This is a genomic window from Myxococcus sp. AB056, assembly GCF_006547365.1.
GTDB lineage: Bacteria > Myxococcota > Myxococcia > Myxococcales > Myxococcaceae > Myxococcus > Myxococcus virescens.
The window spans coordinates 145,862-158,085 of the sequence record NZ_VHLB01000008.1; the positions used below are offsets into that span (position 1 = coordinate 145,862).

General features: G+C 72.3%; 9 protein-coding genes and 1 pseudogene. 6 read left to right on the forward strand and 4 right to left on the reverse strand.

What is annotated here, in order from left to right; all coding sequences use genetic code 11:
* Positions 1-6 precede the first annotated feature (6 nt).
* The 3 genes from FMP39_RS05900 to FMP39_RS05910 form a co-directional block, all read right to left on the reverse strand.
* Complete coding sequence (locus tag FMP39_RS05900; RefSeq protein WP_141589020.1) at positions 7-1,818, reverse strand: hypothetical protein; 1,812 nt, start codon at positions 1,816-1,818, stop codon at positions 7-9.
* Positions 1,775-2,308, reverse strand: a complete 534-nt coding sequence (locus tag FMP39_RS05905; protein WP_141589021.1) for a hypothetical protein — start codon at positions 2,306-2,308, stop codon at positions 1,775-1,777. Before FMP39_RS05905 ends, FMP39_RS05900 begins: the two co-directional genes overlap by 44 nt.
* A gap of 178 nt (positions 2,309-2,486) precedes the next feature.
* On the reverse strand, positions 2,487-2,936 hold the full coding sequence (locus FMP39_RS05910; protein WP_141589022.1) for a Fur family transcriptional regulator: 450 nt from the start codon (positions 2,934-2,936) through the stop codon (positions 2,487-2,489).
* Positions 2,937-3,518: 582 nt separating this feature from the next.
* On the opposite strand from FMP39_RS05910, the gene FMP39_RS05915 reads away from it, so the two are divergent.
* A complete protein-coding gene (locus FMP39_RS05915; protein WP_305036063.1) occupies positions 3,519-5,486 on the forward strand; it encodes an ATP-binding protein in 1,968 nt (655 codons plus the stop codon).
* Positions 5,487-5,518: 32 nt separating this feature from the next.
* On the opposite strand, the pseudogene FMP39_RS37335 reads toward FMP39_RS05915, so the two are convergent.
* A pseudogene (locus FMP39_RS37335) lies at positions 5,519-5,854 on the reverse strand (di-heme oxidoredictase family protein); the annotation flags it as partial.
* A gap of 65 nt (positions 5,855-5,919) precedes the next feature.
* Here FMP39_RS37335 and FMP39_RS05925 point away from each other — a divergent pair.
* The 5 genes from FMP39_RS05925 to FMP39_RS05945 form a co-directional block, all read left to right on the forward strand.
* Positions 5,920-6,297: a response regulator gene (locus FMP39_RS05925; protein ID WP_141589024.1), complete on the forward strand. Its 378-nt coding sequence runs from the start codon at positions 5,920-5,922 to the stop codon at positions 6,295-6,297.
* Positions 6,294-8,357, forward strand: coding sequence for a chemotaxis protein CheA (locus FMP39_RS05930; protein WP_141589025.1), 2,064 nt, complete (start codon positions 6,294-6,296; stop codon positions 8,355-8,357). Before FMP39_RS05925 ends, FMP39_RS05930 begins: the two co-directional genes overlap by 4 nt.
* Complete coding sequence (locus FMP39_RS05935) at positions 8,354-8,800, forward strand: chemotaxis protein CheW (RefSeq protein ID WP_011556884.1); 447 nt, start codon at positions 8,354-8,356, stop codon at positions 8,798-8,800. The genes FMP39_RS05930 and FMP39_RS05935 overlap by 4 nt, the downstream gene beginning before the upstream one ends.
* Positions 8,781-11,333, forward strand: coding sequence for a methyl-accepting chemotaxis protein (locus FMP39_RS05940; RefSeq protein WP_141589026.1), 2,553 nt, complete (start codon positions 8,781-8,783; stop codon positions 11,331-11,333). The genes FMP39_RS05935 and FMP39_RS05940 overlap by 20 nt, the downstream gene beginning before the upstream one ends.
* A partial coding sequence (locus FMP39_RS05945; RefSeq protein WP_194858254.1) for a HEAT repeat domain-containing protein occupies positions 11,330-12,224 on the forward strand: 895 nt, incomplete at its 3' end. The genes FMP39_RS05940 and FMP39_RS05945, both read left to right, overlap by 4 nt.

The window sequence follows — 12,224 nt, forward strand, 5'->3', positions numbered from 1 at the left end:
CGCACTTCAGTTGCCGCGGAGGACCGTCAGGCCCTTGTCGGTGAGGACGTACAGCGCCGCCGGCGTCACCCGCGGGTCGTAGATGAGCTGCCGCACCCGGGAGCCGCTCACGTCCGCCACCTTCTCCAGCGTCTTCTGCGGCGTGAGGCGCCACAGGCCCGAGCGGTCCGTGCCGATGTAGAGCGAGCCGTCACCCGTGGCCGCCAGCGCGTTGATGTTCTGGAGCGCGGCGTTCTGCTCCGCGTTGGCGCCGGTCAGCCGGGTGCCCGTCTGGGCCTGATTGGAGGCCCCCGTAATCGTCATCTCCCACAGGCCGTGGTCCTTGCTGCCCAGGTAGTAGCGGCCGTCGGTCGTCTGCTGGAAGCCGCGCCAGCTGTCGAACTCGCTGATGCTGTTGAGCTGGGGCAGGTAGGAGGACTCCACCTTCATCAGGTTGACGCGCTTGTCCATGTTGTCCCAGTCGCCGTGGCGGGGCGTCGGCGTGACGATGCCGAACATCCACTCGTTGGCGATGAGGACGTCCCCGTCCTGCGCGATGCCGAGCCCGTAGGTGTAGCCCGCCATCTGGCTGCCCTTCTCGTTGAGCCACACCGGGTGCCGGTGGGAGCTGTATTCCAGGCCGCGGATGCGAGTGACGCCGTGGTTGGAGCCCACGTAGACGTCGCCCTCGTCACGGCCGTGCATCACCGTCACGCAGCTCAGGATGCTGCGGTCCTCGTCGAAGTGGTGGTCGTTGCTGTTGCGGATGCCCAGGTTGTGCACGTCATCCAGCCGACGCGGGCCTGTCTGCACGCGGGGATTGCCGTTCGCGTCCGTCGTGTTGCGCACCGACTGGTGCAGGTGCTCCTCGAGGACAATCTGCCCGCTGCCGTCCAGGCGCACCACGTCCACGTCACCCTGCCTGTAGTACTGGAGCCGGCGGTGGCTGTACGGGAAGCACGGCTGCGCCGGGTCAGGCTGGTAGCACTCGTTGGGGCTGACGATGTAGTTGGGTTGCAGGCCCGGGAAGTCCGGGTCCGCGCGCAGGTCGGTCGTGGCGTAGCCCACGTAGGCGCGGCCCGCGCTGCCACCGCAGATGACAGTGGAGCCGGTGGCCGCCCGGTCCGAACCGAAGCCGCCCTGGGCCTGGCCAATGGGCGAGCGCGTCCAGACGACCTGCCGCGAGTCCGCGCGCAGCACGCCAATCCGGTCGCCATCCAGCAGCCAGATGTTGTGCGCGGCATCCACGCCCACCGCCTGCACCCGGGAGATGTTGTAGCGAGACGAGTAGTTCGTCACCGCGTCCGTCGGCCAAGGTCCTTCAACAGGACCGCTGCCCGCGTCCGGCTGTGGCTCCGAGCCCCCGTCGGGCTCCGAGCCCCCATCCGGCTCCGAGCCCGCGTCCGGCTCCGTCCCGGCGTCCGGTTCCGTCCCCGCATCTGGCTGCGTGCCGGCGTCGGGCTCTGGCCGCGTCACCGGTGGAATGTTGTCGATATCGTTGCCCGTCGTGGGGGAGGTGGGCTCGTTCGAGCCACCGCATGCCCATGCCGTCATCACCACTGCCCCGAGACACCCGCCCCACAGTCGTCGATTCACCGCTTCCTCCTCCTGCGGTACGCACAGCAATTCGCATACCGGGCCTTGGACGCCTGGCCGCCCGGGAAACAGGGTCTGCGTGGGCAAAACGCTTCCCTGTCTGGAGAAGAAGAGCGCCTCGCGGTGACGAAAAACGAACGGGCCCGCCTCCGGTGTGGAAGCGGGCCCGTTCCGAGGCACGATGCGCGTGTCGCCAGGACTACCGCGTCGGCGTGCCGTCGAGCTCCTTGTCGACGGACTCATGCGGCTGCGTGCCCGCGCCGCCGGTGCCCGGCTGCTTCTTCTTGGCACCCTTGGGGCTGGTGGCGCGCAGCTCCAGCGCGACGACCTCATCGCCCTCCAGCTGGAACTTCGCGCGCACCGCGGCGCCTTCCGGAATCTCATCCGTCTTGGCGACCTTCTTGCCGTCCAGCATCAGCACTGTCTTGTCGCGCACGTCCAGGTCCGCGTCGGGCAGGCCCGGGCGGGACAGGCTCACGCCGTCCGCGGTGGCATCCTTGAGGGTGCCTTGCAGGCTCATGGCCTTGTCCATCTTGAAGGTGCCTTCCTCCTCCGTCTGGACGCCCGTCACGTCCTTGGCGGCCTTGCCGATGGCGGGCCCCACTTCGGTGGCGTCCACGCCGGTGCTCTTCTCCGTACCGGGGCGGGGTACCTGCGTTTGCGACGGCTGCTGCTGCGCGAACGCGGCGCTTCCCACGCACAATGCGACTGCGGTGATGAGCTTCTTCATCATCCCTCTCCCTGGGTTCAGTTCGGTTGGACCGACTGCTGGGAGCAAGGGTGGGGCCGCTTCCTGCTCTCGCCAATCCAGGCCGGGTGCCCCAGGGGCACCCCCGGCCGCAGGGCAGCCGGGCAGGCGCTCACGCTCAGTTGGGCGGCTGACTGAGCCGCTTCACCGCGTCGAGCGTCACTCAGTTGCAGCCGTCGCAGAGACCGCGAAGCTGCACTTCCACCGAGCGCTGGGACACCGCGCGGGGCACGCCCTTCGAGGACGCGATGCGGACCGACTCCTCCGGGAGGCAGGCCACGGTGCCGCAGTCGGTGCAGGTGAAGTGCGGGTGGCTGCCGCCGTGTCCCACGCCCGCGCGCTTCAGCTCGAAGCGCCAGACGTGGTCGCCCAGGTCCGCCCGCACCACGAGGCCGGCCTCGGTGAGGTCCGTCAGGTTGCGGTAGATGGTCACCCGGTCGTAGCCCTCGTCACCCAGCGCGTCCACCAGGTCGGCGTGGCTCATCGGGGACGTAGCGTCCTCCAGCTCCCGCAACACCGCCACACGGGGCGCGGTGCTGCGCAAGCCCGCGGAACGAATCCGGTCCTGGAACTCAGTGAGCTTCGGCTGCACGGCACTTCTCTTTGCTCCCATGATGCCCTTTCGATAACCGATTTGACGGCCACTTTCACCCTGCTGAGACCTGGAGCGTTGAGTCCTCACGCTCCGCGTCATGCATCCCAGCGGGTCTCCCCCGACTCCACGCGCATGCACCCGGTGTTGTATCTGCTTCCAATGCAATCTGGATGCAGAAGAATCTTCGTTGCCGCCGTGCCTGGGTGAACCGTGAGTTGAAGGTCACGCCTCCGGTGCCTGGTGGCTGGCGTGTCTGGCGTCACCCGACGGCGGGGATGGTGCGGGAAGCTGGAGCTCCGGAAGCCGCGCGGCATGTCACTGGGAAAGACCTCGGGGAGGGCGGGCTGGCCACAGGTGGCCCCTGCCTGCCCGGATGCGACTGTTGACGGGATACCGCTGCCGCCGTGGATGCATCCGCCACGCAAATGCGTTTCTGGAGGGAGAAGCCGAGGGCCGGCGACCGACTGGCGGTCATTTGCACCGGAGAACACTTGCCGCCGGACTGCTTGACTCGCTGCGTCCGGTGCCCAGACTGCGACTCTTTCCTTCATCTGGGGTGTCCGGACGCCCTGGCCGCACGCTCGCCTTCGACTCGTCGTGATGACGCCCTCCCTCCTGCTCATCGAAGACCCTGGTGCCTCCCGGGAGCTCCAGGTGCTTGCTCTGGAAAGTCAGGGCTGGCGGGTCTGGGCTTCCGCGGACGTTCCGGGCGCGCTGACGCTGCTGAAGACGCAGTCGGTGCAGGTGGTGGTGGCGGCGGCTGGCCTGTTGATATCGGATGGGACGCACCTGGAGTCGCTGCGGAGCGCACTGTCGCTGGCGGGCGCCCTGCTACAAATCAGCGCATTCCCCGCAGAGCGGGAGGCGCTGCGCCCGCTCGGCCTGTCGGTGGAGCGCTACCTGAGCCGGCCCCTGTCGCTGGGGGCGCTGGTGGAAGGGGCGCGGCAGGCCTTCCCGGTGGAGGCGTCCGGGGGGCCGGAGGCACGGCGTCCCCGCGTGCTGGTGGCGGATGACGACCCGGTCTCCCGCAAGCTGGCGCAGCTGTACCTGGCGCCCTTCCGTTTCGAGGTGGTGCTGGCGGCGGATGGCGCCACGGCGCTGGACCTGGCGCGGCGCCGCGGTCCGGACGTGGTGCTGGCGGACGCGCTGATGCCAGGCATGGACGGCTTCAAGCTGTGCCTGGGCTTCCGGCAGGACCCCAGGCTGGCCCGGGTGCCCGTCATCCTCACGCACACCATCGCGCCCGATGAGCTGGACTTGCGCATGGCCCACAACGTGGGGGCCAACGGCTTCGTGCGCAGGACGCAGGAGGGCGACGAGCTGGTGGGCGCGCTGCTGCGTGAGCTGCGCGCCGGCGGGCCTTCCCACACGTCGCCACCCGGGGACCTGAGCACCGAGGACCACCTGTACCGGATGGTGCGCCAGCTGGAGCGGCGGGTGGGGCTGCTGGAGCAGGCCGAGCGCACCGCCCGGGAGAGCGAGGCGCGCTACCGCCTGGTGGTGAGCGGCTCCTACGACGGCATCTGGGACTGGGACTTGCGCGGCCAGGCCTTCTATTGGAGTCCGCCGCTGCTGGACATGCTGGGCCTGGTGCCGGGGGACTTCGGCGGGACGTTCTCCGCCTTCCTGGAGCTGATTCACCCGGAGGACCGGCCGGACGTCATGGCCGCGCTGTCCGCGCACCTGGAGCGGGGCACGCCCTATGACGTGTCCCTGCGGTTGCGGCACGTCACCGGCACCTGGCGCTCGTGCGTGAGCCGTGGCCGGGCGCTGCGGGACGCGCAGGGGCGCCCGGTGCGGATGGCCGGCATCATTGGCGACGTGACGGAGCAGTTGCGCCTCTACCGCGAGACGCAGGAGGCGGTGCGCGCGCGCGACGACTTCCTCAGCGTGGCGGCCCACGAGCTGCGCACCCCGCTGGCGGCGTTGCGGCTGCGCGTGCAGGGCGCCCAGGGCGTGCTGCGCGCGGGCCTGAGCAGCGGGACGGAGCGGCTGGAGCGCGCGCTGGATTCGGCGGACCGGCAGGTGCAGCGCCTGTCGGACCTGGTGGAGTCGTTGCTGGACGTGTCGCAGCTCCAGGGCGGCGCGCCCCGGCTGCACCTGGAGGACGTGGACCTGGCGCTGGTCGTGCGCGAGGCGGTGTCCCGTTCGGAGGATGCGGCGGCGCGCGCGGGCTGTCTGCTGGTGCTCAGCCCGCTGGAGCCCACGCCGGGACGGTGGGACGCGGCGCGCCTGTCCCAGGTGATGACGCACCTGTTGTCCAACGCGATGAAGTTCGGACCGGGCAAGCCGGTGGAGGTGGCGCTGGAGTCCGAGCGGGACGTGGCGACGCTGATGGTGAAGGACCACGGCATCGGCATCGCGCCCGGGCGGCTGGAGAGCCTCTTCCGCCGCTTCGAGCGCGCCGTGCCGGTGCGGCACTACGGCGGGTTGGGCCTGGGCCTGTACCGGCTGCGCCGCATCGTGGAGGCGCATGGGGGCGGCGTGTCCGTGGACAGCACCCCCGGAGAGGGCGCCACGTTTCGCGTCCGTCTGCCGCGCGAGGGCCCGCCCGCGGTGAGGGACTGACGGTGTCCCTCGGCTGACTCGAGTGAGTCCCGGAAGGTGACGAGCGCATCCCGCTCCTCCGGCGACAACCGGAGGAACGCTTTGCGTGAGGACGCCGCTTCTGCGCCATGCCAGAGGATGGCCTCCGCGGGCGGCCGGCCGCGGCCGTTGCCCAGGTGACAGGCCAGGCAGGAGACGGAGTGGAAGAGGGGCCCCCGCCCGTCGTGCGCGCCCGTGCCCCGGACTTCCAGGTGTCCCACCACTCGAGGTGAGGACGCCCAGGCCGGCGGCGTCCGCACCGCAGGCGCGTCGGGACTGATACCGGCGGTCCCAGGCGGGGCACGTCGCTGTTGTGGACTGTCTGCCAGTGTGCGCTGCAACAGCCCCATGTCCGGCAATGTCTTTCAACTTCGCGGAATCGCTCTAGGTTCGGTGGCCGTTTCCAGGGGACGCCATGGCCGATGTGCTCGTCGTTGATGACAGCAAAGTGATGCGCGACATGGTGGTCGCGTGCCTGCGGCCCTATCCGGGCCTCACCTTCTCGCATGCTTCCAGTGGCTTGGAGGCCATCGAGCGGCTGTCGCTCCAGCCGTATGACTTGCTGGTGCTGGACCTGAACATGCCGGACATCGGCGGCATCGAGGTGGTGGAGTTCGTGCGAGGGCAGGACCGGCTGCGCGAGCTGCCCATCATCATCGTCACCACGCGTGGGGACGAAGCCTCGCGGACGCGGGCGTTGGCGGCGGGTGCCAGCCGTTTCATGACGAAGCCCTTCACGCCGGACGCCATCCTGTCGGAGGTGCGTGGGCTGCTGGAGGGGAGGCGCGCTTGAGCGCGTCCGTGGACCTCGCGGACTTCCTTCCCGCCTATCTGGCGGAGGCGGAAGAGTTGCTGGGGATGGGGCACCGTCAGTTGCTGGCCATGGAGGCCAGCATCCGGCGGGGGCTGCCGCACCCGCGCGCCGTGCGCGAGCTCTTCCGCGCCGTGCACACCATCAAGGGCCTGTCGGCCATGGTGGATGTAGAGCCCATCGTCGACATCGCCCATTGGATGGAGACGTGCCTGCGCCACGCCGACCGGGCGGGGGGCCGCCTGCCCGAGGCCAGCGTGGAGCCGCTGATGGAGGGGCTGCGCGAAATCGAGCAGCGCGTCCGCCAGCTCGCCGCGGGCAAGCAGGCCGCGCCGGTGCCCCCGGGCCTGATGTCTCGGCTGGAGGCGCTGGATGCCGAAGGCGCTCCGGGTGGGAGCGCCGCGAAGGCCGCGCCCGCCGCGCTGGCGCTGGAGGAGGCCGTGGCCTCCCGGCTCTCCGCGGCGGAGCGGGAGCAGCTCTCCACGGGCGCCACCGAAGGCCGCCGCGCGGTGCGGCTGGACTTCATCCCTGGCGCGGACCGCGCCGCCAACGGCATCACCATCAACAGCGTGCGCGAGCGCGTGGCCTCGCTGGGCGAGACGGTGAAGGTGCTGCCCCTGTCGGGGCCCACCGCGGGCGGTGGGGCGCTCACCTTCGCGCTGCTGCTGCTGACCGAGGCCTCTGACGCCGCGCTGCTGGAGGCCGCGGGGGGCCCGCCCGCGTCGGTGCGCCCGCTGGCCGTCGTAGCCCCCCGGGCACCCGCCCTGGCGCCCTTGCCCGAGTCGGCGCTGGCGGAGGAGGAGCCCGAGGAGGCGCGGCGTGGCGGCGGCTCCCTGCGGGTGGACGTGTCGCGCCTGGACGAGGCGCTGGAGCGGCTGGCGGCGCTCGTGGTCAACCGTTCGCGGCTGACCCGCGCGGTGGCGGCGCTGACGGCGGCCGGCGCGCCCACGCGCGAGCTGCAGGCCATCCTCCAGGAGAACGCACGCCAGCTTCGCGACATGCGCACGGCCATCCTCCGCCTGCGCATGGTGCGGGTGGGGGATGTGCTGGAGCGGCTGCCGCTGCTGGTGCGCGGCCTGCGCCGCAGCACGGGCAAGTCGGTGCGGCTGGAGCTGGACGTGGGGGACGCGGAGCTGGACAAGGCCGTGGCGGACCGGCTGCTGCCCGCGCTGGTGCACCTGGTGCGCAACGCGGTGGACCATGCGCTGGAGCCGCCGGAAGCGCGCCGCGCCGCGGGCAAGCCGGAGGAGGGCGTGGTGCGCGTGGCCAGCCATGGCCGGGCGGGTGGGCTGCTGGACCTCACCGTGGCGGATGACGGGCGCGGCGTGGATGCGCGGGCGGTGGCCGCGCGCGCGGGCGTTCCCGTGCCTCCGACGCCGGACGCGCTGCTGGAGGTGCTCTGCCGGCCCGGCTTCTCCACCCGGGATGCCGCCAACATGACCAGCGGGCGGGGCATGGGCATGGACATCGTCCAACGCATCATCGTGGACCAGCTGGGCGGCGAGCTGGGGATGGAGACGCGGCCCGGCGCCGGCACCACCTTCCGGCTCCGCGTGCCGCTCACGATTACGCTGCTGGACGCGCTCGTCTTCGAGTGCGCCGGGCTCCGCTACGCCGTGGCGGTGGGCTCCGTGGAGGAACTCGTCGAGGTGGACGCCGCGCGGCTGGTGTGGCCCGCGGGCGCGGGGGGCGTGGCCCTGCTGGAGCGCCGGGGGAACTCGGTGCCGCTGATGGGGCTGGCCCGGCTGCTGGGGCGCGGGGAAGCGGATGGCCGTGGAGGCTCGGTGGCCAAGGCGCTCCTCGTGCGCCAGCGCGGTGAGCTGGTCGCGTTCGGCGTGGAGCGGTTGGTGGGGCAGCAGGAAATCGTCCTGCGTCCGCTGGAGGACCCCTTGGTGCGCGTGCCCGGCGTGGCGGGCGCCACGGACCTGGGGGATGGGCGGCCCACGCTGGTGTTGGACCTGGCCGCGCTCGGGCTGGCGCGAGGTGGCGGCGCGCCGCACCAACGCAGGGCTTCCGTCCGGGAAGAGGGGCGCCTCGCATGAGCGTGCTGCATGTCGTGTTCAAGGTAGACGGAGCCGAGTATGTGCTGCCCGCGGCGGATGTGCTCCAGATGGAGTCCTTCACGGGGGCCACGCCCGTACCGGGCGCTGCGCCGCACGTCGCCGGGTTGGTGCAGGTGCGCGGGCGCGTCATCCCGGTGGTGGATGCCCGCCTGCGCTTCGGCCTGCCGCCGGTGGAGCGCACGCTCGACTCCCGGGTGGTGGTGGCGCAGCTCGGCAGCCGGGTCGTGGGGCTCGTGGTGGATAGCGCCCGCGAGGTGCTGAAGCTGGACCCCCAGCAGCTCAAGCCGCCCCCTCCGCTGGTCGTGGAGGGAGCGCGCGGTTTCGTGAAGGCCGTGGCCCAGGTGGGCCCGCGCCTGGTGATGCTCATCGATTTCCCTCGGGTCATCGGGGAGGAGACGTTGGATGGCGACGGACAGCGGTAACGCAGGGGGGGCGCTGGAAGAGGCCCGTACCCTGGCCGAAGACGCGGCGCGCAGTGTCCAGGAGAGCGTGGGGTTGGTGCAGGAGGTGGAGGGGCTCGCGACGCGGCTGGCGGCCGGCGGCAACGAGCAGGCCGCGGCCTCCGAGCAGGTGCGCGCCGCCATCGAATCGGTGGCCGCGCACGTGGAGGAGACGGGCCAGTCCGTCCATGAGCTGGTGCGCTCGCAGCGCACGGTGAGCGACTCCGCGCGGGCCCAGGTGCAGGAGGCCGAGGCCACCGCGGGCACCCTCCAGGAGGTGAACGCCTCGGTGGCTGGCGTGCGCAAGGACGCCGCGCACCTGGCGGCCTCGGCGGACACCACGGCGGGGGCGCTGGAGGAGGTGTCGCGCTCGGTGAAGGGCGTGAGCGCCAACGCGGAGGAGCTGGCCGCCTCCAGCGAGGAGCTGCTGGCCTCCATGACGGAGATGAACGCCACCGTGGCGGACCTGGTGGCGCGCAACCAGTCCAGCGCCGCCGCCACCGAGCAGGTGGCCGCCACCGCCGAGGAGATGGCCAAGGGCATTGTCCGGCTGTCCACGGATTCGCAGGGCGTGGGCGAGCGCGTGGCGCAGGTGACGCAGGCGGTGACGGGAATGGTCCGCTCCCTGGCCGAGGCGTCCCGGGACGCCACGGCCATGGCCTCCAGCGTGGAGGACACGGCGGCCACGGTGGAGGAGCTGGCTCGCAGCGTGAAGGGCGTGGCGGAGAACGCCCGGACGCTGGAGACCCACTCCGCCAGCACCGCGTCCTCCGTGGAGGAGGTGGCCGCCAGCGTGGAGGAGGTGGCCGCCACGGCGGAGAAGAACGCGGCGACCGTGGAGGCCAACGCGGCCACCATCGAGCAGCTCGCCCGCTCCGCGCAGACGGTGGCGAAGGCCTCCGAGCAAATCAATTCCCTGGCGGCTGGCAGCGCCACGGCCTCCGCGCAACTGGAGGCGTCCACGCGGCGGGTGGCGCAGATGATGGAGGAGGCGCGCACCACCGCAGAGCGCGTGGGGAGCACCGCGCGGGAGGGTGGCGCCACGGTGGCGCGCTCCATCGCTGGCTTTGGCCGTATCCGTGAGTCCATTGTCGGGTCGGCCGGGGTGATGAAGGAGATGGGGCGGCGCGCCGAGGAGATTGGCGACATCGTGCAGACCATCAACCTCATCGCGGACCGCACGAATCTCCTGTCCCTCAACGCCAGTATCGAGGCGGCGCGCGCCGGTGAGCACGGCCGGGGCTTCGCGGTGGTGGCGGAGGAGATTCGCGCGCTGGCGGACCGCGCGGCGGCGGCCAGCGCGGACGTGGCGAAAATCGTCCGGGGTCTGCAGACGACGGCGCGCGAGGCGGCCACCGCTTCGGGCGAAGGCGTGCGTGCGGCGGACGAGGGCGCGGCGCTGGCAGGGGATGCCGAGCGCGCGCTGTCCACCATCCTCAAGGGGGTGGAGGACCTGGGGAGCAACGTGCGCGAGGTGTCGCGCGCCTCCAGCGAGCAGGTGCAGGCCACGCAGGCGCTGGTCCAGGGCACCGCGAAGGTGAGCGAACAGGGACGGGCCATCGCCATATCCGCGGCGGAGCAGGCGCAGGCCGCCCAGGCGCTGGCGCAGGGCGGCGCGGAGATGCGGCGCATGTCGCGGCAGACGACGCAGGCCACCTCAGAGCAGGCGCGCGCGCTCCGCGACGTGGTGCGCTCCAACGGTCAGCTCGCGGAGGCGGTACAGAAGGTGTCGCGCGCCGTGCAGGAGCAGGCGGTGGCGGCGGCGGACCTGGCCAAGGGCACCTCCCAGATGCGTCAGCTCGTCCAGGGTGTGAGCGGGGTGGTGACCACCCAGAGCCGTGACGTGGCGGGGGTGGGCACGTTGGCGCAGGAGGCGGCGGCGGCCACCCAGCGCACCCTGGTGGGGCTGGCCGAGCAGGCCACGGCCGCCCAGGAGGTGACGCGGGCGATGGAAGAAACGCGCAAGCAGGTGGCCCAGTCCGCGCGCGGCATGACAGAGCAGGCCCGCGCCCTCAAGCAGAGTGAAACGGCCAGCCGCCAGGTGGCGAAGCTGGCCGCGTCGGTGACGCGGGCCGCGGAGGAGCAGTCGAAGGCGCTCAGCGGGCTGGTGCGGGAGGCGGACGAGGTGCGGCGCGTGGCGAGGCAGACGTCGCGCGCGCTGGACGAGCAGACGGAGGCGCTCGGTGCGCTCACGGCCTCCGCCAGCCGCCAGGCCACGGGCGTGGCCGTGGTGGCACGCGCCAGTGCGGAGGCGACGGCGGTGATGGAGGGCCTGGCCAAGAGCGTGGAGGAGATTCGCCTCCGGGCGCGGGACATCACCACCGCCACCGCGCAGCAGGCGCGCGCGACGGCCATCACCGCCACGGAGGTGCAGGAGGTGGCGGGCCGGCTGGCCCACCTCACGCGGCTGCAAGGCTCGCAGTCGGAGAGCCTCGCGCGGCTGCGAGGCGCGCTGGGTGGCGTGAAGGACAGTCCTGAGGCCGTGGCGGCCTCGCCGCGGGAGCAGCGGGCATGACGGCCGCATCCTCGACATCGGTGCACCCGCTGACGCTGTCGGCGGAGGACCGCTCCCAGGTGGATGAGGTGGAGCAGCTCGCCCGGCGCGGCGCCGCCAGCCTGGCGCTGCTGGTGGGCGGGCTGGATGCCCAGAGCTGGGCGGTGCGGCGCGCCGTGGTGGGCGCCCTGGCGAAGCTGGGGACGCCCGCGGTGGCGCCGCTGCGCGACGTGCTGGTCCACCGCCGCGACAGTGAGGCGCGACTGGCGGCCGCCGTGGAGGCGTTGGTGGCCTCCACCGGTGATGTCGAGGGCACGCTGGAGGCGCTGGGGGAAGACGCCAACCCCGCCATCGTCTGTGACGTCGCCCAGGTGCTGGGCCGGCGCCGCAGCCGGCGCTCGGTGCCGCTCTTGTCCCGGCTCACCGTGCACCCGGACGACAACGTGGCGGTGGCGGCCATCGAGGCGCTGGGCCGCGTGGGCGGCGGCGCGGCGGTGGACGCGCTGCTGGCGGCGCTGGGCAGCGGGAACTTCTTCCGCATCTTCCCCGCCATCGACGTGCTGGGCCGGTGTGGAGACCCCGTGGTGGTGCCCGCGCTGCTGGGCCTGCTGCCCGACCCCTTCTACACCCTGGAGGCGGCGCGCGCGCTGGGGCGCACCGGCCAGGAGGCCGCGGTGCCCTCGCTGGTGGGGCTGCTGCGCAAGGGCAATGACGCGTCGGTGCGCGCGGCGGCGGTGGCGCTGGTGGACATCCACGAGGCCCAGGTGCAGCGCTTCGGTGGCTCGCGCACCGTGCACACCGCGGTGCGGGGGCCGGAGTCGGCGGTGCTGGGACGGCGGCTGTCGCAGTGTGTCCCGAGCGCGGACACGACGGAGAAGACGGCCCTCTCACGCCTGCTGGGCTGGGTGGGTG